Source organism: Nonomuraea sp. NPDC050540, from assembly GCF_044457485.1.
Classification (GTDB): Bacteria; Actinomycetota; Actinomycetes; order Streptosporangiales; family Streptosporangiaceae; genus Nonomuraea.
This window is the reverse complement of record NZ_JBITHA010000015.1, coordinates 271,024-292,472: the sequence shown is the minus strand read 5'-3', so window position 1 is coordinate 292,472 and position 21,449 is coordinate 271,024. Positions and strand designations below refer to the sequence as shown.

Below are 21,449 nucleotides of genomic sequence, written 5' to 3'. Positions count from 1 at the left end.
GCGCTCCGGCCGCTGGGGTTGGAGGCATGACCGCGAAGGAAGTCGCCCTTGTCACCGGCGGCAACAAAGGCATCGGCCGGCAGATCGTCCATAGCCTCGCCCAGCAGGGCTTGACCGTGTTCCTCGGCGCCCGCGATCCGGGGCTCGGCCACTCGGCCGTGAAGGAACTCAAGACGGAGCCGGCCGCCGATCCCAGCGGGAGCGGTGGCCTGGATATCCGGTTCGTGCAGCTCGATGTGACCGATCCAGGGTCCGTCGAGGCCGCCGTAGACCGGATCGAGGCCGAGGCGGGACGGCTGGACGTGCTCATCAACAACGCCGGCGTCATGCTCGAGTGGGGTCTCCGGACCACCGACATCACGGCCGCGCAACTCCGCGAGACCTACGAGGTCAACGTCTTCGGCGTCGTCACGGTCACGTCAGCCTGTGTTCCGCTGCTCCGCCGTTCTCCCAATCCGCGGATCGTCAACATGTCCAGCGGTCTCGGGTCGCTCACGCTCATGAGTGACCCGACGAGCCCGCTCTCGGCCCGGGCGTTCCTCGCCTACAGTTCGTCCAAGGCAGCGCTCAACGCCCTGACGCTGATCTATGCCCATTCGCTCCGCTCCGCGGGCATCAAGGTCAACGCCGTCAGCCCGGGTCTGGTGCCCACCGACCAGAATGCCGCCGCGACCTTCCCTCGCGGGGACCGTACCCCTGCCGACGGTGCCGTTGTCGCGACCCTGCTCGCGACGATCCCCGCCGACGGGCCCACCGGTGCCTTCCGCGGCCCGGACTCGCTGGACGGCGTCATCCCCTGGTGAGTCGCTGATCAGACCGCTGATGGCCGGTCGTCGCACCAATCGAGCCGGCGCGGGATCAGGCTGCCGCATCGCGGCGATCGAGCGGTTCACGGGCGACACCGTCAAGGGTGTCACCGAATCCTTCCGGAGCCGGTCGGGTGCGAGGCCAGGCCTTGGAGCGCGGGTCGTGAACTAGACCTGGGCGGCGCGGCAGGCGAGCTGGAGGGCCAGGCGCTGCTGTGGGTTGTTCAGGTCGGCCTTCAGCAGGGTTTCTATGCGGCGGATGTTGCGGCTGACGGCGTTTCTGTGGAGGTTCACCTCTTCGGCCGCCTTGGCGGGGGAGCCGTGGTGGTCCAGGTAGGCGCGCAGGATCGTGATCAGCCGTTTGGGCTGGCCGCCGGGCAGGTCGAGGAGCGGCTGCAGCAGGTCCCTGACCGCCTGCTGGGCGGTGTCGGAGGAGTACCACTCTTCCAGCATCCGGTCCAGGCCGGACAGGTCGTACGTGGCCAGTGGTTCCGTCCTGTCTCTGCGCAGTGCCGTCCGGGCCTCGGAGGCGCAGGTACGCAGGCCGAGCACCCCTTCGTGGCAGGTGGAAACCCCGCACCGCACCTTGGCGCCGGCGGGGCGGACCCGTTCCAGCAGGGCCCCGGCCTCGCGTACCGCCTGCCGTAGGCCCATGCTGCCCTGGTCGCGGGGGACCGTACGGACGACCACGAGTGCGTCGCCCGCGAGGGCGGCGTTCCACGAGGGGCCGGCGAGCTCGCGCACGGCCCGGGTGGCACGGGAGGCGAGGGTGTCGAGTACGGCGTAGCGGTCGGGCCCCTCGTCCATCACCGGCTCGAACCGCAGGATGACGTGCCAGTCGTCGATCGGCAGCCCCAGGGCCCTGGCGCGCGGGACCAGTTCCTGGGCCTGCTTCTCCGGGGCGACGAGCAGTTCGGTCAGCAGGTGGGCTCGTGAGCGGGCGGGCAGTTCGTCGACGGCGCCCGCGGCCGCGGCCAGCGCGGCGAGGCGGAGCACGATCTCGGTGGCGTCGGCCCGATGTCCGCCCGGACCGCGGGCGGTGGTGAAGTCGGGGTCGACGGTGACGCCCATCGCGGCGCCGACCTCCTCGGCGATCCGTTCCGGTACGCCGCCCGCCCCGGTGATCCCCTCGACCGCGCGGGCCGCCCTGGCCAGGGAGTCGGCGGCGTCTCCGGCGAGCGCGCTCTGAACGGCCGCGATCAGCCCGGCCAGGTCCCCGTGACTTTCGCGAAACGCCGTCGCGACCACGGCGCCGAGCGGGCTGGTGCCCGAGGTGCGCGGGTCGAGGAGTTCGACGCTCACTCGCTCGGCCAGGTCCCACGCGCTGCGGCTGACGGTGGCCGGCGCGGTGAGCACCAGGGCCACCGCCCCGGCCGAGGCCGCGTCACGCAACGCCACCTCAAGCCGGTATCCCACGGCCCGCGCCGAGGCGGCCCTGGTGAGGACGAGCACCGAGCCCGCCGGCTGCCTGACCACCTCTCCCAGGCTCTCGATCAACCGCACGCTCATCCTTCAAGTGTGCCATTAGCACACAGATCACACATAATGATGCTTTCAGCACACCCATCCTTTGTCTGCACGTTCGTAGCCTGAGCGAGTGGACATCGACACCGACACGCTCCCCGCGTTCGCGCGTGGTTGCGCCGTGCTCGGCTCCGGAGGGGGCGGGACCGTCGCGATCGCCCGCGTCGCCGCCATGCAGGCGCTGGAGGATCACGGTCCGGTACGCGTGGTCCAGGCGGGCGACCTCGACCCCGACCTGCTGGTCATGCCGGCCGGTACGGCAGGCTCGTCGGCCGTCATGCTGGAACGGGTCACCGGGACAGAAGAGCCCGTGCACCTGCGCGACAAGGTCGAGGCGCTGTACGGCACACGCGTCGGCGCGCTCATGGCCAGCGAGATCGGCGGCGCCAACGGCTGCATGGCGGTCGCCTGGGCGGCCCGCCTGGGCCTGCCCCTGGTCGACGCCGACGGCATGAGCCGCGCCTTCCCCGGCATGAACCAGACGGTGATGCAACTACGCGGCATCGCCCCGACCCCGGCAGTGGTGTGCGACGAGCGCGGAAGAACCCTCGTCATCGAGCACGTCACCGGGCGCTGGCTGGAGCGGCTGGTGCGCTCGTCGCTGGAGGCGTTCGGCGGGCAGGTGGCCAGCACGGAGTACGTCCTGCGCGGACGCCAGGTCGCCACCGCCACCGCGCTCGGCTCGGTCAGCCGCGCGGTCCGCCTGGGAACCGACCTGCCCGCGCCGCTGATCACCGGCAAGATCGCCGAGGCGGCGGACGGGATCCTCATCGAGGGGCTCGGCGCCGACCAGGGCAGGCTGGTCAGGCTGGAGGCGGGCAGCGAGTTCCTCGCCGTGCTGGAGGACGGGCGGCCACTGGCGTGCGTGCCCGATGTCATCGCCCTCATCGACACCCGGACCGGCGAGGTGGTGCAGGTCGAGCAGGTGCGTTACGGCCTGCGCGTCGGCGTCGTACGCCTGCTGTGCGACCCGATCTGGTACACCACCGAGGGCCTGCGCCTGGCCGGCCCCGAGGCCTTCGGCCTCACCGGTCTGCAAAGCCCCCCTCCGCCCCCTCCGAACCCGCCCGGATTCCCCTGCCGGGCGGGTACTGGGGAGGCGTCATGAAGGCCGGGGTGGACGTCGGGCCGACCAACACCGACGCGGCCCTCCTCGACGACGACGGCCGGGTGCTGGCGACGGTGAAGGTCCCCTCGCAGCCCGACAAGCCCGTGGACAACGTCAGATCGGCGCTCGACAGGCTGAAGGCCACCGACCTCACCCAGGTGGCCGTGGGCCTGCGCGGCAGCGCGACCTCGGTCACCAGGCGGCGCGAGCTGCGCCGGGTCGCCGTCGTGCGCATCAGCGGTGACTCCGCCAGGGCCGTACGCCCCCTGTTCGGCTGGCCGGACGATCTCCGTACCGCGGTCAACGCCGGCGCGCAGATCGTGGACGGCGGCGGCGGGCTGGAACGCGACGACTGGACACCCCTCGACCGGGCCGCCGTCAGCCGCTTCGCCGCCGCCATGGCGGGCACCGCCGAGGCGTTCGCCGTCGTCGGCCTGTTCTCTCCCCTGGACGCCGAGCAGGAGCACGAGGCGGCCGAGCTGATCAGGGCCGAGGTGGGCAACCTGCCCATCGCCCTGTCGGCCGACCTGGGTTCGCTCGGCCTGCTGGAACGCGAGAACGCCACGATCCTGGATGCCGCCCTGTCCGGGTTCGCCCAGGCGGTGGCCGACGGCCTGGCCACGCTCTGCCCGGGTGCCGCCGTCTTCGTCACCCGCGGGGACGGCACGCTGATGAGCCTGGAGCACATGGCCCGCCACCCCGGCCTCAGCCTGGGCAGCGGGCCGGCCAGCGTGCTGCGCGGAGCCGGCGCGCTGACCGGGCTCGAAGACGCCGTGGTCGCCGACGTCGGCGCCCGCAGGGTCAGGGTCGGCGTGCTGTCCGGCGGCTTCCCCGAGGAGGCCGTGGGCGGCGCGAACATCGGCGGGGTCCCGGTCGGCTTCCGCATCCCCGGGCTGATCCGGGTGGCCAGACCGGTCGACGACGCCGAACTGGCCGAGGCCGTGGATCGCCTGCAACCGGGCGCCGACCGGTTGCCGCTGGTCGTCGTCGGGGGCGGGGCGCAGGCCGTACAGCAAGGCATTCACCCCGAGCACGGGCTGGCGGCGGGCGCGATCGGCGCGATCGTCAGCCCGGTCGGCGGCCACTACGAGCGGATCGTCCGGCTGCCTGACCGCGCCGGGCTGGCCGCCGCCATGGACGCCGTCATGGAAGAGGCCAGGGCGGTCGCCGTCCTGGCCGGGGCAGATCCGCGGCAGACGGTGATCATCCACGCCGACGACACGCCGCTGGACTATCTGCCCGGCACCTTCGTCAAACTCCGCGCGAGAGCGGCAGGTCCGCCGTCGCGCTGGTGAACACCCCCCGCAGAGAGGCAAGATCGATGATCGACGAGGACTATCCCCTCGAGCGAGTCCCCAAGCGCGCCCGCTACTCCTGGTTCAACGTCGCGGTGCAGCGGTTCGGGCAGCTGTCGGACCTGACCCAGTTCCTGCTCGGCGCCACCCTCGGCGCCGGCCTGTCCTTCTGGGACGCGTTCTGGGCGTTCACGCTCGGTTCGGTGATCCTTGAGGTCGTCTGCATCTTCGTCGGCATCGCCGGCATGCGCGAGGGCATGTCCACCTCGCTGCTGGCCCGCTGGACCGGGTTCGGCCGGTACGGGTCCACGATCATCGGCGTGATCATCACGTTGAGCCTGTTCGGCTGGTTCGGCGTGCAGACGGGCGTGTTCGCCGCCGGACTGCACGCGATCATGCCGTGGCTGCCCTTCTGGCTCTGGGCGCTGGTCGCGGGGCTCGGCGTGACCCTGCTGGTGATCAAGGGATTCAAGGCGATGGGGATGACGGCGTTCATCACCGTGCCCGCGTTCCTCGGCCTGGCGGGCTGGGCGATCTGGGTGGAACTTTCACGACACGACCTCGGGACGCTGGTGGCGTCGACGCCCTTCGGCGAGCCCATGACGATCGCGACCGGCGCCACCATCGTCGCCGGCTCCTACATCGTCGGCGCGGTCACCACACCCGACATGACCAGGTTCAACCGCAGTACCGGTGACGTGGTCAAGCAGACGCTCGTCGGCATCTCCCTGGGCGAGTACGTCCTGGGCCTGGCGGGGGTGCTGCTGGCGTACGCGGTCAAGTCGTCGGACGTGATCGCGATCATCACCGCGTCCTCCGGTGTGATCGGGGTCATCGTGCTGATCTCGGCCACCGTGAAGATCAACAACTGGAACCTGTACTCCGCCGTGCTCGGCCTGCTCAACGCGGTCGAGTCGACCGTCGGCCTGAAGCTGAACCGGGTCGCGGTCACCGTCGGCGTCGGCGTGGTGGGCAGCCTGCTGGCAGCGGCCGGGATCTTGGAACGTTTCACCGACTTCCTGCTGATCCTCGGCGTCGTCACCCCGCCGATCGCCGGAATCATGGTGGCCGAGTACTTCGTCGTCAGACGCTGGCGGCCCGTCCTCGACGCCTCCCGCGAGCAGGGCACGCTGCCGGAGACGGAGCCCACCTGGGTTCCGGCCACGCTGGTCATCTGGGTGGTGTCCGCGCTGACCGGCTGGCTCAGCGAGCACTACCAGTGGCCCGGCATCCCGGCGCTCACCTCGCTGATCCTGGCCGGGGTGCTCTACATCGTCGCGGGGAAGCTCGGCCTCGTCCGAGGCACCCGCGAGCAGCAACTCGTCCCCGCCCCATAGACCAGAAAGTTCCTCTCCCCATGCGCATCGGCATCGACGTCGGCGGCACCAACACCGACGCAGCCCTCATCGACGACGACGGCAAGGTCCTGGCCACCGTCAAGTCACCGACCACGCAGGATGTCACCGGCGGCGTCGCCGCGGCGCTGGCCGGGCTCGGTGCCACCGAGGTGTCCGCCGTGATGATCGGCACCACCCACTTCGTCAACGCGCTGGTCGAGGTGGCCCGGCTGGAGCCGGTCGCCGCCGTCCGGCTCGGCCTGCCCGCCACCGCCGCGCTGCCGCCCCTGGTCGACTGGCCGGGACGGCTGCGCGAGGTCGTCGAAGGCGCGACGTACCTGTGCCACGGCGGCCACGAGTACGACGGCACCCCCATCTCCGACCTCGACCCCGGCGAGCTCAGGAAGGTGGCGGCCGACATCCGCCGCCGGGGGCTGCGGTCGGTCGCGATCTCCTCGGTGTTCTCGCCGGTCAGCGCCGACTCCGAGGTCAGGGCCGCCGAGATCCTGGCCGCCGAGCTCGGCCCCGGCGTCCACCTGTCGGTCTCCAGCGAGATCGGCCGCGTCGGGCTGCTGGCCAGGGAGAACGCCACCATCGTGAACGCCGCCCTGAGCCGGCTGGCCGTACGCACCGTCGAGGCATTCGGGCGGGCGCTGCGGGTGGCGGGCATCGACGCGCCCCTGTTCCTGTCGCAGAACGACGGCACGCTGATGGACGTCGCGCACGCGCGCAGGTACCCGGTGCTCACGTTCGCCTCCGGGCCGACCAACTCCATGCGCGGCGCGGCGTACCTGTCCGGTCTGAGCGACTGCGCGGTGGTCGACATCGGCGGGACCACCACCGACGTCGGCATCCTGGCCGGGGGCTTCCCGCGCGAGGCCGCGGGGGAGGCGCTGGTCGCCGAGGTACGGACCAACTTCCGCATTCCCGACGTGCTGTCCATCGGCATCGGCGGCGGTTCGGTCATCGCGGCCGACGGTACGGCGGGCCCGCGCAGCGTCGGATACCGGCTCACCGAGCAGGCGCTGGTGTTCGGCGGGTCCACGCTGACCGCCACCGACCTGGCCGTGGCCGCCGGCCGGGCGGCGATCGGAGACCCGGGACGCGTGTCGGGGGTGTCCTGCGCGGGACCGCTCAAGGACATCGAGGCGCGGGTGGCCGAAGCCGTCGACCGGATGCGCACCTCGCCCGCCCCGCTGCCCGTCGTCCTGGTGGGCGGCGGCAGCATCCTCATCGACACCTTGCCCGGCTTCGCCGACGTGCGGCGGCCCGACCACTTCGAGGTGGCCAACGCCGTCGGCGCCGCCATCGCCCAGGTGGGCGGGGAGGTGGATCGCGTGTTCTCCGGGCCGCGCGAGGCCGTACTGCGGGAAGCCAAGGACGAGGCCACCGCCCGCGCCGAGCGGGCGGGCGCGCGCACGGGCAGCGTGCGGATCGTGGACGTGGAAGAGCTCCCGCTCGCCTACCTGCCCGGCGACGCCACCCGCGTCCGCGTGAAAGCCGTCGGTGACCTGGACCTGGAGAAGATCAATGCGTGAGATCACCGTAGACCTGCTCGATGACCTGGCCCGGGGAGCCGGCATCCTCGGCACAGGGGGCGGCGGCGACCCGTACGTCGGCAAGCTGTTCGCCCGTGAGGCGATCCGCGAGCACGGGCCGGTGCCGCTGTACTCGATCGAGGAGGTGCCCGCCGACGCCACGGTCGTGCCCATCTCCACGATGGGCGCGCCGACGGTGATGCTGGAGAAGCTGCCCGCGGGGACCGAGGAACTGGCCGTCCTGCGCGCGCTGGAGGCCGTGATCGGCCGGCCCGCCACGCACATCGTGCCCATCGAGGTCGGCGGGATGAACTCGATGACCCCTATCGCCGCGGCGGCGCAGGCGGGACTGCCCCTGGTCGACGGCGATGCCATGGGCCGCGCCTTCCCCGAGGCGCAGATGGTCCTGCCCACGCTCATCGGAGTGAGCAACACGCCGATGGCGCTGGCCGACGACAAGGGCAACACCCTCGTCCTGGAGGCGATCTCCAACCACTGGGCGGAGAAGATCGCCAGAGCGGCGTGCGTACGGATGGGCTGCCAGCTGTCCTCTGCCGACACCGTGCTGCGCGGGTCGCAGCTGCGCGATGGTCTCGTGCCCGCCACGCTGACGTTGGCCGAGGACCTGGGCCGTGCCGTACGGCTGGCGCGCGAGGCGCACACCTCGCCGGTCGGGGCCGCGCTGGCCGTACTGGGCGGGACGGAGCTGTTCGCGGGCAAGGTCGTCGACGTCGAGCGCCGCACCACCGGGGGTTTCGCCCGCGGCACGGCGCGCCTGGAGTCGTCGTACGGGGCGCTGGAGCTCAGTTTCCAGAACGAGCATCTGCTGGCCCGCCGCGACGGCACGATCGTGGCCACCACCCCGGACCTGATCTGCGTCCTGGACACCGAGTCCGGCGAACCGGTCACGACCGAGGCACTGCGCTACGGCCTGCGTGTCACCGTCATCGCCGCGCCCTGCGACCCGCGCTGGCGCACGCCAGAGGGGCTGGAGCTGGCCGGGCCTCGCTACTTCGGCTATGACTGCGACTACGAGCCGCTGGTGATCGGCTGAAGGCACTCCTTGACAGGCAGCCAGTTGGCTGCCTAAATTAAAGGCAGCTAAACGGCTGCATATCGACGGGGCGAGGCGGCATGGACGAGGTGTTCAAGGCACTGGCCGACCCGAGCCGGCGCGCGCTGCTCGACTCGCTCAACGCCCGCAACGGGCAGACGCTGCGCGAGCTGTGCGCCGGACTCGACATGGCCCGGCAGTCCGTCAGCAAGCACCTCGCGGTGCTGGAGGAGGCCGGGCTCGTCACCACCGTACGGCGGGGCCGGGAGAAGCTGCACTACCTCAACGCCGCGCCCGTGCACGAGATCGCCCACCGGTGGATCAGCCGTTACGACCAGCCCAGGGTCCAAGCCCTGGCGGACCTGAAACTCGCCCTGGAGGAGATCCCGATGGACGCGCCGACCTTCGTCTACACCACCTACATCCGCACCACCCCGCAAAAGCTCTGGCAGGCGCTGACCGAGCCCGCCTTCACCCGCCGCTACTGGGCCACGGAGTTCACCACGGACTGGTCCGCCGGCTCGCCGATGACCTGGGACAACCACGGGGTGGAGATCAGCGACCCGGAGCAGGTCGTGCTGGCGGCCGAACCTTACAGCCGCCTCTCCTACACCTGGCACGCCGTCACCCCGGAGCTCGCCAAGCGCTTCGGCTGGGACGAGGACGTGCTCGCGCGGCTGTCCGCCGAGGCCCGCTCGAAGGTCACCTTCACGATCGAGGAGAACGGGCCGGTCGTGAAGCTCACCGTCGTGCACGACGGCTTCGAGCCCGGATCGAGCCTGGCCGAGATGGTCAGCCACGGCTGGCCGAACGTGATCGCGAGCCTGAAGACGCTGCTGGAGACCGGCGAACCGCTGCCCGAAGACGCGTGACCTCAGGCGATGTAGACGTTCATGTCGGTGAAGTCGAGGGTGACGGTGTAGGGCTTGTGGAAAGCGTGGGCGAAGTCGGCCAGCTTGTAGAACCCTTCGTGGCCGAGCGTGCTCTTTCCGCCCGCGTAGCAGTAGGCGCCCTTGGCGGTGGCACCGCCGAGGCGGACCTCCTTCGGGTAGCAGGGGTGAACGACGACCGGCTGGCCCCCGGCATAGCCGGCCAAGGGGCGGTCGTAGTCGACGCGGACCCCCAGCCGCCTGGCCGTCTCCTCGGAAATGCCCGCGACCTGTTCGCCGGTACCGCCGATGTTCAGGGCCACCACACCGGTGTCTGAGCCGGCGACGCTGCCCTCGGTGTGCAGCAGGTGCTCACCGGCCAGCCACAGCGGCAGCGGCTCGACCCCTGCTCGTGCGCGCGCCTTCCGGGCCGATTCAGGGGTACGGCGGCGCAGTATCAGCGACCGGCCCGCGTAGTCGAAGGTGGACAGCAGGTGGTAGAAGATCCACGTGCCGATCATGCCGTCGTGGGCCTCGGGGGCGACTTCTCCGCCCGACTCGAGCTCCGACCACCCCACGGGGATGTTGCGCAGTTCGATGCCGCCTAGCTTGAAGGATTCCAGGACCCCGTAGTACAGCCACATGATGTCGCCGAAGGCCTCGATCCTTTGCTTGGCCACGGCGCTCAGCCCGGCCTCCGCGGCGACCTTCGCGCTCACCCCCAGGCCGCCGACGCGGGTGTAGAACGTGAAGCTCTTCGGCGGCCCGCCGTTGACCGAGGCCTCGACCAGCGGAAACGGGTCCGTCTGCTGCCATGGCAGCCGCGCGAGGTCACCGTGGATCTGATACGGCGTGCCACGGAAGGCCGCGAACTGTTTGGCGTAGGCCTCCTCGCCGGCCGCGTGCCAGCAGGGTGCGGCGAGGGCGAACTTGTCCTGCCGGGTGTAGCAGTCGGCCAGGAGCCGGTTGGTCTGTTCGTCGTCGGGCGCCAGGCCGAGTGCCGTCGTGAGGTATTTCTCGGCGTCGGGGAACTTGTTGCCGAGCAGCGCCACATAGCCGCGCCGGCGTGCGGCGTGGACGTTCCCGGGGTCTGTTTTCAGGATCTCCTCGTACGCGCGCCCGGCCCGCTCGAACTTCCCGGCCTCGAACAGCGTGTCCGCTCGGCTGCTTCCGCCCATGACCAAGACCTTCTCCTCTTCGTGAGCACGACTGGCCTGCCGGTCAACTATCGGCGGGCCATGTTCACGCTTCGTCAGCGCCGTGTCATGGTCGTGTCACCGCGTTCGCGCCCCGATCCCGCGGTCATGGGGAAGGTTCGAGACGACGAGACGCAGGGGGATCGAGATCGGCAACAGGCCCGAGGACCGGCACTAGGCACATTCCGAAGGCGGCATCCGGCGAGGATGCCGCCTCTCGCGCTTCAGCCGAGGCCGGATCGGGCGATCACGTTGGTGATGCTGATGCGCACCGCGGTGAAGCCTTCCTGTACGAACGATGCGGCGACGCCGTCCGCGGGTTGGGTGGGGTAATAGCGTTCGGCGATACCCACCGCCACGCGTTTGATCTGCTCCGGTTCGGTGGAGGTTCGCGCCTGTCCTTCGATCGACACGAAGCTGTACGGCTGCCGATCGTCGCTGACGCACACCGCGATGCGCCGGTCACGCGCCAGGCTCCTGCCTTTGACGCTTCCGGGCGAAAGGGCGAAGGCGAGTTCGTCGCCGTCGAGGACGAAGCAGACCGGGGTGACGTGCGGCCGCCCGTCGGCGCGCGTGAGGGCTATGTGGGCCAGCCTCGTTCCCGCTGTGACGAAGGAACGCCATTCGTCATCGGTCATCGTTGTCATGGGTGTCATTCCTTTCGCAGCGCCAGCGGGTGGCGCTGAACCCGTTCTCCTTGCCGAAGGCGAACACCTGCGCCGGCTCCATCGCGTAGACGTGCCGGGGATCGCTGAGGGCGATGTCGGCCGGGTCGTAGAACTCGCCCTCTCTGACGAACGGATGCCACCACGGATACTTGTGCGGGAACAGTTCGGCGACCTCTCGCAGCCTGGCCGCGTCCCGGACGAGATGGGCGGCGCCTTCGAGTACCAGGTCGACATCAGGACCGGGCACCGTGATCGCGCAGCCGTTGTTCCGCACGAGGTTGCGGGCCTTGCGGGACTGCCGGAAGGTGATGAAAGTGACCATTCCTTCGAGCCATACGGCCAGCACCGGCACCACGTGCGGCCGCCCGTCCGGGTCGGTGGTGGCCAGCAGGTAGTCGCCCGCTCCGGCCACCCGCGTGCGTACGTCCGCCCAGCTGAGAGCCGTCAGGGGCGTGCCGCGAGGACTGGACAGCTGCTCGGGGGCCGGCTCCAACGTCGTCATAGTCATGACGCTAGGTGAGCCGTCGCATCACGAAAAGCGATGGTTTTCGATCAAGGCAATCGCTATGAGCGATGGTGCGACGTTTCGTGACGGCTGCCGGCGATCTGGGTGACGAGGAAGTCGAGCCGCTCCGGCTGGCGGTCCGGGGGGATGCGGCCGCTTTCCGACAGGACGGCCATGCCGTGCAACGCGCTCCAGGTGACTTCGGCGAACAGCTCCCGTCGCGGGTTGTCCGGGCGGAAGCAGTTCACGAACTCGTCGAAACCGGCGCGCAGGGCGGGCGGCGTCTCGGCGTGCCCGAACTTCACATCTGTGGGCAGGACGAACATGGCCTGGTAGAGGGCGGGCTGCTCGCTCGCGAACTCCAGGTAGGCGCGGCAGACGGCGTGCAGTGCCTGAGGCGGCTCGGGGGCGGCCAGCCGGGCATGGCGCAAGCGGTCCGCGAGTTCGCCGAAGCCTTCGAGGGCGACGGCGCTCATGATGGCGTCCTTGCCGTTGAAGTGGCTGTAGAGCACGGGCTGGCTGTACTCGACGCGATCGGCCAGCCTTCGCGTGGTCACCGCCTCCCACCCTTCGGCCTCGGCCAGTTCGCGGGCGGTCGTGATGATCAGCTGGTGGCGTTGGGCGCGTTCACGTTCGCGGCGCTTGCTGATGGCGGACATGGAGACATCCTAGCAACGCTAGACATCGTGTCCGCGATAGGACTACAGTCGCTATCAGATCTAGCGCTGCTAGAAATATCGTTGTCGAGAGGACTCCTCATGCTCAGCATCATCGCCACCGTGCTCGCCGGACTGCTCGGCGCGGGCGTCATCTTCATGGGCGCCCAATTCTTCTGGGCACCGCAGGCCGCGGCGGGCTTCGGCATCCCCGACACGCCGACCGAGGACAGCACCTTCCGTGCCTGGCTGTCCGTCAAGGGCGTGCGCGACATCGGCGCGGGGCTCCTGATCCTCGTCGTGCTGGTCGGCGGGACGACTCACCTGCTGGGCTGGGTCATGCTGGCCGCCGCCTTCATCCCCGTCGGCGACGCGGCGATCGTGCTGCGCGGCAACGGCCCCAAGGCGACCGCCTACGGCGTCCACGCCGCCACGGCGGCGGTGATGCTGGTGATCGGCGCACTCCTGCTCATCGCGTGACCACTCGTCGTCAGTTCACTCAGCCAGGGCAGGCCCTTCCTCGCCCAATCAAGATCGAGATAGTCGGATGCCGCCACCGCATCAAAGCCGATGACCCTGGTGCCACACTTGCTGATCGCTCTTGGCGATTGAGTTGATCGGAAAGCATCGCTTTTCGTGATGGCTCATAGCCCCTAGCGTGGCTGGCATGACAAGCACATTCGTGTTGATTCACGGCGGGGGAGATGTCGGGTGGTCCTGGCATCTGGTGGAGGCCGAGCTACGGGCGCGTGGGCACGACGTGCTGGCTCCCGACCTTCCGGGCGATGACGAGTCGAAGACCCTGGCGGACTACGCCGACGCCGTGATCGAGGCGGTCGGTGACAGGCGGAACCTGGTCGTCGTGGGCCACTCCTTCGGCGCGTTCACCGCCCCGCTGGTCGCCGATCGGTTGCCCGTCGACGCGCTGGTCCTGCTGGCCGGCATGATCCCGTCGCCGGGTGAGTCGCCGGACGACTGGTGGGCCAACACCGGCTACCGGAGCGCGGCGGAGGAGCAGGCCAAGCTCGACGGCGGTCTGACCGGCAACGCGGATCCGTACGTGAGCTTCTACCACGACGTACCGCGGGAGCTGGCCCGGGAGGCTCTGGGCAAGGAGCGCGCGCACCCGTCGAGCACCGCGTCGGCCGCTCCGTGGCCGCTGGCCGCGTGGCCGGACGTGCCGACGAGGTTCGTGCTCTGCGCCGAGGACCGTGTCTTCCCGCCCGAGTTCATGCGCCGCCTGGCGGCCGACCGCCTGGGCATCGTTCCGGACGAGATCGCGGGCAGCCACTGCGTCGCGCTCAGCCGCCCCAAGCAGGTGGCGGATCTGCTGGTGGGGTACGCGACCTTGAGGCCCCGGCAGGCCGATCTCGATCCGTGACATGGTGGTGGATCACTACGGAAGAGGGATGATCGTGCGAAAGATGGCCTGGGCCCTGGTCGCCGCCACCTTGTTAACGTCACTGCTCGGAGCACCGGCGCGGGCCGCGGTCTCCCATCGGGTCTGGCACTGGAACGTCGCCGGCAACACCATGCACAGGGGATCCACCACCGACGGGCTCATCCCCGCGGCCGTCTCCTCCATCACCGGCGCCAGGGCGGTGTTCGCCTCGGTCAACGAGCTGTGCCAGCAGCAGTTCGACGCCCTCATCCAGCGACTGCGTACCGCGGGCTGGCCTGAGGATCCGGCCAACTTCGCCCGGTTCGAGGCGACCATCCCCGGCCGGGCGGGCGGGCCGTGCCAGGGCAAGGCCTACGGCATCGGGCTGTTCAGCAAGAAGCCGCTCGGCGCGGCCGACCGGATCACCCTGCCCTACGACGGCAATGAGCCGCGCAAGCTGCTCTGCGCGCCGTTGCGTGAACAGAAGCGCCTGCGCTTCTGCACGACGCACTCCACCTTCGTCGACGCCTTCCGCCTTCCGCAGCTCACCGCGATCTTCGAGCGGATGGACGCCTACCGGGCGGCCGGCGACCAGGTCATCGTCGCGGGCGACTTCAACGCCGCCCCCAACTTCGAGCGGATGAACCGCTTCTACTCCTCCCAGGTGAACACTCCGAACAACGACGGCAACACCGGCCATTTCCGCGAGGTGGACGACGCCGACGCCGCCGCCTGCCCCGGCTATGGCGAGGGCACGCTCCAGAAGGCCGACGGCGGCGGCCCGTGCCGTACCGGAACGAAGATTGACATGATCTTCACGCACGACGGCGATTACGTGGCCGCCTCATCCTCGGGCGACGCGCGGCCGTCACCCACGACCTGCGCGGGGAACGCCTGCTCCGACCACCGGATCCTCACCGGGACCGTAACGCTGCGCCCGCTTGAGGAAGGGGCTGTCGCGCGGGCCGGAAACGGGTAGCGTCCTGCGGAGGACGCCCAGCGCGATGGAGGCCGCCGATGACCGAGGTTCCAGCGCCGCGTGGCGAACGGTCGGTCGAGCTCCACGGCGACAACCACGGGATCATCACGACCGGCGACCACGCGAACATCACGCAACTGGTGACGCGGATCGAGGCGGTGCGCCCGGTCGAGGGGGTCACGGTGCCGCCGGGGCTGGGGAACGTGCCCGCGGTACCGCGCACGTTCGTCGGGCGCGCGGAGGACCTGGAGGTCCTGCACGCGACGCTGATCGAGGACAGGCCGGTGGTGGTGCGGGCGCTGCACGGGATGGGCGGCGTCGGAAAGTCGACGTTCGCGGCACGGTACGCGCGGCAGTACCGCGACCACTACCAGATGGTCTGGTGGATCGTGTCCGACACCGAGGAGACGGTGTCGGCGGGTCTGGCCGATCTGGCGGTCGCGCTCCAGCCGGAGCTCGGCGGGCTGCCGGCGCAGGCGCTCACGCTCCGGGCGAAGGCCTGGCTGGCCTGCCATTCCGGCTGGCTATTGATCTGTGACAACGCTTCGGGCCCCGGCGTGCTCGGCGATCTCGCCGCGGTCGCCGGCGACGGACGGATGATCATTACGAGCCGGTTGGCGCATGGCTGGCACGCTCTCGGCGCCGACACCGTTCACCTGGACGTTCTGGGCGAGGCGGCCTCGCTCGAACTGCTCCTCTCCTTCGCCCCGCAGGGTCAGGCCGGCGCCTGGCCGGGCGCGGCGGGCCTCGTCGCCCGTCTCGGCGGGCTTCCGCTGGCGATCGAGCAGGCGGGCGCCTATCTCCAGGAGACCGGCCTCACTCCCGATGCGTACCTGCGGCTCCTGGGCGAGCAGCCCGCCCGCCTCCACGACAGCACGGCCGAAGGCTCCGCGGGACGCGCGACGATCGCCCAGGTCTGGAAGACGACCCTCGACACGATCGGCGTACGCTCCCCGCTTCCCGGCGACCTTCTCGCGATCCTGGCGTGGCTCGGCCCGGAACCCGTCCCGCGGACCGTCTTCCGGGCCCTGGCCCAGCCCAAGCCGGTCTACCGGCGGCGGCGTCCGTGGGAACGCCGCGACCGCGACGGCTGGAGCACGACCCGGGCGTTGTGCGACTCCCTCGACGTCGAGGAGGCTCTCGGCCGCCTCGACGCCTACAACATGGTCAGCCTGACCTCCGAGTACGTGACCGTGCACCGGCTCGTCCAGGACGTCACCCGGACGGCGGAGGGGGCGGCGCCCGGCATCGCCAGGGACCGCGCGGCGATCCTGCTCGAACTCGCCTTCCCCGCGGACCCGAGTCTCCCGGAGGCCCGGACGGTGGTCCGCGCGCTGCTCCCGCACATCACCACGCTGGCGTCCAGGACCCCGAAGGAGGCCGAGGGCCTGGCCCTGCCGTTCCTCCTGTGGCACACGTCCGTGTTCCTCGGCGAGCAGGGCGACGTCCTGCGGGCCGTCGCTCTCCTGGACCGTGCGCTGGAGTCGGCTCGGCGGCTCTACGGCGCCGTCCATCCGGTCACGCTGTACGTCCGTGACGCGCTCGGCGTGGCCTGCCAGGACGCGGGGGAGCTGGGTGACGCCATCGCGCTGCTCAAGGCGAACCTCGCCGACCGCAAGGCCAGGCACGGCCGTAACGACCCGCGCACCTTCGAGAGCCGCCGCCACCTCGCGCTCGCCTACCAGGCGGCCGACGACCACGCCCAGGCCACGGTCCTGTTCGAGCTGCTCCTGGCCGACCGGGAACGGCTGCTCGGACCCCACGACCCGTTCACGCTCCAGAGCCGCCACGATCTGGCCAACGCCCACTACCGCGCGGGCGACCAGGCGACGTCGATCCCTCTGTTCGAGGAGGCCCTCGCGGCGTGCGAAGAGGTACTCGGCCCGGCGCACGGCCATACCCTGGGGGTCCGCAACAACCTCGCGCTCGCCTGCTCGCGCAACGGCGACGAGGAACGCGCGGCCGCGCTGCTGCGGAGGAATCTGGAGGAGCGGGAGCGGGAGCACGGCGCCGACCACCCGGACACCCTCCTCGCCCGCTTCAACCTGGCGGACGTCCTCGCGCGGATCGGGGACGAGGACGGCGCGCTGGCCATGCTGGAAGCCGTCGTGGAGGACAGCGAAAGGGTCCTCGACGATCTGCACCCCGACCGGCTCGCCAACCGCGAGAGACTCGCGGACGCCTACCTGAGCGCCAAGGAGTACACGAAGGCCGTCCCGCTGCTGGAGAAGCTGCTGGAAGACCGGGAACGGGCGCTGGGCCCCGACCACCCGAGCACGCTGGACGTCCGGAGCGACCTCGCCGGCGCCTACTCGCTGACCGGCGGGCTCGACCGCGCCCTGCCGATGTTCGAGGAGGTCCTGGCCGCCAGGGAGCGGGTGCAGGGCGACGGCCACCGCAGGACCCTGGACGCGCGCCGCGACCTGGCGCTCGCCTTCGAACAGGCGAGACAGCCCTATCGCGCCATCCCCCACTTCAAGCGCGTCCTCGCGGACAGCTCCAGACTGTTAGGCCGCGACCACCCGGAAACGTTGGACGCTCGCCAGGATCTCGCGAGCGCGTATCAATCCGTCGATGACCTGAAACGGGCCGTTCCGCTGTACGTGGAGGCCGTTGAGGGCTTCGCCAGGCTTCTTGGCGAGGACGATCCGAAGACCTTCGGAGCCCGGCGCGACCTGGGATTCGCCTACGAGCAGATCGGGGATCACGAACGCGCGCTCCGGCAGTTCGAGATGGCGCTCCCCGGCCACGAGCTGGTTCTGGGGCCGGACCACATCCTGACCGAGGCGGTCCGTGGCTCCCTGCGCTTCCTCACCGAGAACCTCGACTGGCTCGGCGACGAGAACTAGAAGGCGCCCGGCCGGTGGGGCTACCCCTACCGCGGGTTGGCCTGCTGGCATGATCACTCACGAAAAGCCGGACATATAGCTTCATAGCGCCACAAACAACTGATGAAGGGGCTTTGTCCGTGTCTGGCACCACCTCGTTCCGCCGTATCGTCTCCCGCTCCGCCGTCGTCGCGCTGGCCGGCGCGGCCTGCCTCGCGGCCACCGCCGGGAGCGCCGGAGCGATCATCAACGGCTCCAAGCCCACTGAGTCCTACCCCTTCATGGCCACCATCCCGACCACGGCCCCGCTCGTGGGCCTGACGGACGGCACCTGCGGCGCCGCTCTGATCGACCCGCAGTGGGTCGTGACCGCCGCGCACTGCCTCGACATGGAGATCGGCTCCATCCCGGCGGGGACGGTACGCATCGGCAGCGACGAGCGTAAGTCCGGCGGAACCGTCCGCAAGATCGCACAGGCGTTCCTTCACCCCGGCTACGCCCAGAACGCCCCGAACAAGAACGACATCGCGCTGGTACGCCTGGACCGGCCGGTCAGCGTCAAGCCGATCACGATCGCCAAGCGGGCGGGCGGGCCCGGCACGCCGACCCGGATCATGGGCTTCGGCATCACGAAGTTCAGCACCGACCCCGCCGAATGGAAGATGTCCGGCAAGCTCCGCCAGCTCGACACCCGCCGCGGCGCCGTCTCCGAGTGCGGCGCCGGTTACGCCGACGACACCCGCCTGTGCACGGTCAGCCAGAAGCCCAAGGCCATGGCCTGCAACGGCGACTCCGGCGGCCCCCAGATCCAGCGCGGCCGCGGCGGACGCTGGGAGTTGATCGGCGTCACCTCCGGCCCCGGCGCCAAGAGTCCCTCCTGCGAGCGGGGCCCCGGCCTCTACACCAACGTGCCCGCCTACGCCGACTGGATCAACAAGACCGTGAACGCCACCCGGTAGCCCGTCAAGCGTTCGTCGCGGCGACATCGCGGAAGTCGGCGGCATGGTCGCGGGCCCACTGCGCGAAGGTCCGGGCCGGGCGGCCGGTGACGACCTCCGCCGTGGGCAGCGGGCCCAGCTGCGCCGGATCGAAATCCGATGCCGCGTCGGGGTCGGCCGGGTTTCCGGCGTAGTCGGTGAAGCCCAGCAGGAAGTCCGCGGCCTCCGCGGCGAACCCGCCCTGCGCGAGGTACACCTTCCGGGCCTCGGCCGGGCTGAGCTCCTCGAAGCGGATCTCCTCGCCGATCGCCGCCGCGATGGCGCGGACCTGGTCGCGAAGGCTGATCAGCTCCGGTCCGTTGACGTCGTAGGCCTTGCCGGTGTGACCGTCTTCCAGCAGCGCCGCGAGCGCCACGTCGGCGATGTCCCGCTCGTGCACGGGGAACCAGCCCGAGTCGGGGTTGGCGTCCCGCACCACCCGCTCGGCCCGGATCGACGGGCCCCACAGCGGCAGCTTGTTCGCCGCGAACTCGCCCGGGCGTACGTGCGTCCACTCCAGCCCGGACTCCTCGGCCGCCCGCTCCACGGGCAGGTGGAACGTCGTGTCGTAGCCGCCGGTCACCGCGCCCGACGACAACACCACCAGGCGCCGCACCCCCGCTCGCGTCGCCAGCGCGACCACCTCTCGTGCGGTGGAGGGTTCGGGGAAGAGGTACATCCGGTCGACGCCGGTCATGGCCGGTTCCACCGTGCGCGGGCGCGTGAGGTCGCCCGCCATGACGTCGACGCCGCCGGGCAGCTGGGCCCCGGCCGGATTCCGCGTCAGGGCGCGCACCTCCGCGCCCGCGTCGAGCAGTCCCTTTGCCACAAGCCGCCCTACGTTGCCGGTCGCGCCGGTCACCAGTACTCGCATCGGCTGAGCCCTTCTCGAATTTCCGTACCGCCTACGGTTAAACAATACCGTAACGTATACGGGAAATAGGACACGAGGAGATGTGATGGAACGCAGCGGCGGCGGCGATCCCGGCGCGACACTGCGGCTGCTGTGGCGTGGCGCCGCCCCGGGCGGCGACCGGCCCGCGCGGGGACGGCCACCGAAGATCACGCTCGGGCAGATCGTCACCGCGGCGATCGCCGTGGCCGACCGCGACCAGCTTGAGGCCACGACCATGGACAAGGTCGCCGGTGAGCTGGGCGCCGGCACGATGTCGCTGTACACGCACGTCCCCGGCAAGGCCGAACTGATCGACCTGATGGTGGACGCCACGTGGTGTGAGCTGGCCCTGCCGTACGGCACGGATCCACGGCCGGAGGGCTGGCGGGCTCAGGTGGAGCTGTACGCTCACCGGGCCTCGGCGCTGCACGGGCGTCATCCCTGGCTTCGTGAGATCTCGACCGTGCGTCCGCCCTTGGGCCCCGGCCTGCTGGCCCGGCAGGAGTACCTGCTGTCCGCGCTGTCGGGCACCGGCCTCGACGCCGTTCAGAGGACGGCCGCGACCGACGCGATCGTGACCTTCGTGGACGCCGCGGCCGGCGCGCAGGCGGAACACGCGTACGCCGAGCAGGTCAGCGGCCTGTCCGACCCCGACTGGTGGGCGGCGCGACAGGCGTTCTGGACGGAGATCTTCGACGCCGGCCGCTACCCCTCCATCGCGCGGGCCTGGACGGAGGGCGGGCTGAGCCGTAGCGCCGCCGAGGCCTCCGCGATGGCGTTCGACCTCGGGCTGAGCAGCCTGCTGGACGGGATCGAAGCGCGCGTGACATCAGGGTAGGACGCGGCGTGGGTTGAGTGAGGACCGTGGGTGCTGTTAGCTTCGCACGGTGGACGACAGGCGTGCACGTGCGGAGGCGATCGAGGACTTCGCGGCGTCCCTGCGGGAACTGCGCAACTCTGTCGGCAACCCACCTTTCGGGAAATGTCCGGCCGGTCCGGGGCGATCTCCCACACGACGTTGCACGAAGCCGTCAAGGGCAACCGGCTCCCGAGCTGGGAGACCACCGTCGAGTTCGTCAAGGCGTGCGGCGCGGACCCGGCCGCGTACCGCGAACAGTGGGAAAGGGCGAACCTGGCGGTCAGATCCGTGAGCGCCGTGGAACCCCGCGCGGACACCTCGGCGGGCCCCGCCACCGAGCCGCGGAAGCCCTGGCCGCCGGTCTCCGTGCGGGGGAGCGCCGGGCGGTTCCGGCTGACGCGCCCGGCCGTGATCGCGGCGGCGGGCGCCGTCGTGCTGGGGGCGGCGGTCCTCGTGGTGGTGGTCGTGGTCAATCGCGACTCCACACCCGCGGGACCCGGCCCGAACCCTCCGGCCGTCAGCGCGTCGATCGCGCTGTCCTCCACCGGTTGCCCGGTGCGGTCGAGCAATCCGCCGCCCGCCTCGCCGCTGTACAAGGGCGACGCGGCCGTGTTCGTCGCGGACGTCACGCTCCCCGACTGCATGCACGTCGGCACGGGCGAGATCCTGACCAAGGTGTGGCGGCTCAAGAACGCCGGGAGCGTGCGGTGGAAGGGGTACTCACTCCGGCGCCTCGAACCCGCGCAGCAGGCTGATCAATGCCGGACCGTCGCCGACGTGCCGATCAAGGACACGCGACCCGGTGAGATGGTCGAGATCCAGACCGACATCACGACGCCGATGAAGCCGGGACTGTGCTACGCGCGGTTCAAGATGGTGGACGCCTCCGGAACGGTCGTGTTCCCCGGAAGCCGGCCGGTCACGTTCCAGATCATCGTCAACAAACGGTAGTTCCCCGCCGCGTACGACACGGC

Annotated in this window: 20 protein-coding genes; 14 read left to right on the top strand and 6 right to left on the bottom strand. The window is 70.6% G+C overall.

Annotated elements, in window-relative coordinates; all coding sequences use genetic code 11:
* Positions 1-26 precede the first annotated feature (26 nt).
* Positions 27-803, top strand: a complete 777-nt coding sequence (locus ACIBI5_RS40050) for an SDR family oxidoreductase (protein ID WP_397254773.1) — start codon at positions 27-29, stop codon at positions 801-803.
* A 171-nt stretch (positions 804-974) separates the two neighbouring features.
* Here ACIBI5_RS40050 and ACIBI5_RS40045 read toward each other — a convergent pair whose 3' ends face one another.
* Positions 975-2,315: a PucR family transcriptional regulator gene (locus ACIBI5_RS40045; RefSeq protein WP_397254771.1), complete on the bottom strand. Its 1,341-nt coding sequence runs from the start codon at positions 2,313-2,315 to the stop codon at positions 975-977.
* Between the two features lie 88 nt (positions 2,316-2,403).
* On the opposite strand from ACIBI5_RS40045, the gene ACIBI5_RS40040 reads away from it, so the two are divergent.
* The 6 genes from ACIBI5_RS40040 (at position 2,404) to ACIBI5_RS40015 (ending at position 9,534) form a co-directional block, all read left to right on the top strand.
* Entirely contained in the window at positions 2,404-3,438 is a 1,035-nt protein-coding gene (locus tag ACIBI5_RS40040) for a DUF917 domain-containing protein (protein ID WP_397254769.1), read from the top strand.
* Entirely contained in the window at positions 3,435-4,733 is a 1,299-nt protein-coding gene (locus tag ACIBI5_RS40035; RefSeq protein WP_397254767.1) for a hydantoinase/oxoprolinase N-terminal domain-containing protein, read from the top strand. Before ACIBI5_RS40040 ends, ACIBI5_RS40035 begins: the two co-directional genes overlap by 4 nt.
* A 26-nt stretch (positions 4,734-4,759) precedes the next feature.
* Positions 4,760-6,070, top strand: coding sequence for a purine-cytosine permease family protein (locus ACIBI5_RS40030; protein WP_397254765.1), 1,311 nt, complete (start codon positions 4,760-4,762; stop codon positions 6,068-6,070).
* A gap of 20 nt (positions 6,071-6,090) precedes the next feature.
* Positions 6,091-7,608, top strand: a complete 1,518-nt coding sequence (locus ACIBI5_RS40025) for a hydantoinase/oxoprolinase N-terminal domain-containing protein (protein WP_397254763.1) — start codon at positions 6,091-6,093, stop codon at positions 7,606-7,608.
* Positions 7,601-8,662 (top strand): DUF917 domain-containing protein, encoded by a 1,062-nt coding sequence (locus tag ACIBI5_RS40020; RefSeq protein ID WP_397254761.1) that lies wholly within the window; start codon positions 7,601-7,603, stop codon positions 8,660-8,662. Before ACIBI5_RS40025 ends, ACIBI5_RS40020 begins: the two co-directional genes overlap by 8 nt.
* Positions 8,663-8,742: 80 nt before the next feature.
* On the top strand, positions 8,743-9,534 hold the full coding sequence (locus ACIBI5_RS40015; RefSeq protein WP_397254760.1) for an ArsR/SmtB family transcription factor: 792 nt from the start codon (positions 8,743-8,745) through the stop codon (positions 9,532-9,534).
* Positions 9,535-9,536: 2 nt separating this feature from the next.
* Here ACIBI5_RS40015 and ACIBI5_RS40010 read toward each other — a convergent pair whose 3' ends face one another.
* The 4 genes from ACIBI5_RS40010 to ACIBI5_RS39995 all read right to left on the bottom strand — a co-directional run bounded on the left by ACIBI5_RS40010 (position 9,537) and on the right by ACIBI5_RS39995 (position 12,559).
* Positions 9,537-10,709, bottom strand: coding sequence for a tetratricopeptide repeat protein (locus ACIBI5_RS40010; protein WP_397254758.1), 1,173 nt, complete (start codon positions 10,707-10,709; stop codon positions 9,537-9,539).
* 242 nt (positions 10,710-10,951) lie between these two features.
* A complete protein-coding gene (locus ACIBI5_RS40005; RefSeq protein WP_397254756.1) occupies positions 10,952-11,374 on the bottom strand; it encodes a PPOX class F420-dependent oxidoreductase in 423 nt (140 codons plus the stop codon).
* Positions 11,355-11,897, bottom strand: coding sequence for a pyridoxamine 5'-phosphate oxidase family protein (locus tag ACIBI5_RS40000; RefSeq protein ID WP_397254754.1), 543 nt, complete (start codon positions 11,895-11,897; stop codon positions 11,355-11,357). The genes ACIBI5_RS40005 and ACIBI5_RS40000 overlap by 20 nt, the downstream gene beginning before the upstream one ends.
* Positions 11,898-11,959: 62 nt before the next feature.
* On the bottom strand, positions 11,960-12,559 hold the full coding sequence (locus tag ACIBI5_RS39995) for a TetR/AcrR family transcriptional regulator (protein WP_397254752.1): 600 nt from the start codon (positions 12,557-12,559) through the stop codon (positions 11,960-11,962).
* Positions 12,560-12,658: 99 nt separating this feature from the next.
* Between ACIBI5_RS39995 and ACIBI5_RS39990 the strand changes: the two genes are divergently transcribed.
* From ACIBI5_RS39990 to ACIBI5_RS39970, 5 genes are all read left to right on the top strand, one after another.
* A complete protein-coding gene (locus tag ACIBI5_RS39990; RefSeq protein ID WP_397254750.1) occupies positions 12,659-13,036 on the top strand; it encodes a DUF4267 domain-containing protein in 378 nt (125 codons plus the stop codon).
* Between the two features lie 187 nt (positions 13,037-13,223).
* Positions 13,224-13,937, top strand: a complete 714-nt coding sequence (locus tag ACIBI5_RS39985; RefSeq protein WP_397254748.1) for an alpha/beta fold hydrolase — start codon at positions 13,224-13,226, stop codon at positions 13,935-13,937.
* Positions 13,938-13,965: 28 nt separating this feature from the next.
* Entirely contained in the window at positions 13,966-14,916 is a 951-nt protein-coding gene (locus tag ACIBI5_RS39980; RefSeq protein WP_397254746.1) for an endonuclease/exonuclease/phosphatase family protein, read from the top strand.
* A 38-nt stretch (positions 14,917-14,954) separates the two neighbouring features.
* On the top strand, positions 14,955-17,765 hold the full coding sequence (locus ACIBI5_RS39975) for a tetratricopeptide repeat protein (protein WP_397254744.1): 2,811 nt from the start codon (positions 14,955-14,957) through the stop codon (positions 17,763-17,765).
* 119 nt (positions 17,766-17,884) lie between these two features.
* A complete protein-coding gene (locus ACIBI5_RS39970) occupies positions 17,885-18,703 on the top strand; it encodes a S1 family peptidase (protein ID WP_397254743.1) in 819 nt (272 codons plus the stop codon).
* Positions 18,704-18,707: 4 nt separating this feature from the next.
* Here ACIBI5_RS39970 and ACIBI5_RS39965 read toward each other — a convergent pair whose 3' ends face one another.
* The gene (locus tag ACIBI5_RS39965; RefSeq protein WP_397254741.1) at positions 18,708-19,595 is read right to left on the bottom strand and encodes an SDR family oxidoreductase; all 888 of its coding nucleotides are present in this window, start codon (positions 19,593-19,595) and stop codon (positions 18,708-18,710) included.
* An 85-nt stretch (positions 19,596-19,680) separates the two neighbouring features.
* Between ACIBI5_RS39965 and ACIBI5_RS39960 the strand changes: the two genes are divergently transcribed.
* A complete protein-coding gene (locus tag ACIBI5_RS39960; protein WP_397254739.1) occupies positions 19,681-20,454 on the top strand; it encodes a TetR/AcrR family transcriptional regulator in 774 nt (257 codons plus the stop codon).
* A 144-nt stretch (positions 20,455-20,598) separates the two neighbouring features.
* Positions 20,599-21,426 carry an NBR1-Ig-like domain-containing protein gene (locus ACIBI5_RS39955; RefSeq protein ID WP_397254737.1) on the top strand — a complete coding sequence of 276 codons (828 nt, stop codon included), beginning with the start codon at positions 20,599-20,601 and terminating at the stop codon, positions 21,424-21,426.
* The last annotated feature ends 23 nt before the right edge of the window (positions 21,427-21,449 follow it).

Bases quoted from the DNA above. Each gene is read 5' to 3' on its own strand.
- ACIBI5_RS39975 (WP_397254744.1), top strand. From the start codon at position 14,955: ATGACCGAGGTTCCAGCGCCGCGTGGCGAACGGTCGGTCGAGCTCCAC.
- ACIBI5_RS40030 (WP_397254765.1), top strand. From the start codon at position 4,760: ATGATCGACGAGGACTATCCCCTCGAGCGAGTCCCCAAGCGCGCCCGC.
- ACIBI5_RS39995 (WP_397254752.1), bottom strand. From the start codon at position 12,559: ATGTCCGCCATCAGCAAGCGCCGCGAACGTGAACGCGCCCAACGCCAC.
- ACIBI5_RS40015 (WP_397254760.1), top strand. From the start codon at position 8,743: ATGGACGAGGTGTTCAAGGCACTGGCCGACCCGAGCCGGCGCGCGCTG.
- ACIBI5_RS40020 (WP_397254761.1), top strand. From the start codon at position 7,601: ATGCGTGAGATCACCGTAGACCTGCTCGATGACCTGGCCCGGGGAGCC.
- ACIBI5_RS39985 (WP_397254748.1), top strand. From the start codon at position 13,224: ATGACAAGCACATTCGTGTTGATTCACGGCGGGGGAGATGTCGGGTGG.
- ACIBI5_RS39990 (WP_397254750.1), top strand. From the start codon at position 12,659: ATGCTCAGCATCATCGCCACCGTGCTCGCCGGACTGCTCGGCGCGGGC.
- ACIBI5_RS40025 (WP_397254763.1), top strand. From the start codon at position 6,091: ATGCGCATCGGCATCGACGTCGGCGGCACCAACACCGACGCAGCCCTC.
- ACIBI5_RS39980 (WP_397254746.1), top strand. From the start codon at position 13,966: ATGATCGTGCGAAAGATGGCCTGGGCCCTGGTCGCCGCCACCTTGTTA.
- ACIBI5_RS40050 (WP_397254773.1), top strand. From the start codon at position 27: ATGACCGCGAAGGAAGTCGCCCTTGTCACCGGCGGCAACAAAGGCATC.
- ACIBI5_RS40010 (WP_397254758.1), bottom strand. From the start codon at position 10,709: ATGGGCGGAAGCAGCCGAGCGGACACGCTGTTCGAGGCCGGGAAGTTC.
- ACIBI5_RS40035 (WP_397254767.1), top strand. From the start codon at position 3,435: ATGAAGGCCGGGGTGGACGTCGGGCCGACCAACACCGACGCGGCCCTC.
- ACIBI5_RS40000 (WP_397254754.1), bottom strand. From the start codon at position 11,897: ATGACGACGTTGGAGCCGGCCCCCGAGCAGCTGTCCAGTCCTCGCGGC.
- ACIBI5_RS40045 (WP_397254771.1), bottom strand. From the start codon at position 2,315: ATGAGCGTGCGGTTGATCGAGAGCCTGGGAGAGGTGGTCAGGCAGCCG.
- ACIBI5_RS39955 (WP_397254737.1), top strand. From the start codon at position 20,599: ATGTCCGGCCGGTCCGGGGCGATCTCCCACACGACGTTGCACGAAGCC.
- ACIBI5_RS40005 (WP_397254756.1), bottom strand. From the start codon at position 11,374: ATGACAACGATGACCGATGACGAATGGCGTTCCTTCGTCACAGCGGGA.
- ACIBI5_RS39965 (WP_397254741.1), bottom strand. From the start codon at position 19,595: ATGCGAGTACTGGTGACCGGCGCGACCGGCAACGTAGGGCGGCTTGTG.
- ACIBI5_RS39960 (WP_397254739.1), top strand. From the start codon at position 19,681: ATGGAACGCAGCGGCGGCGGCGATCCCGGCGCGACACTGCGGCTGCTG.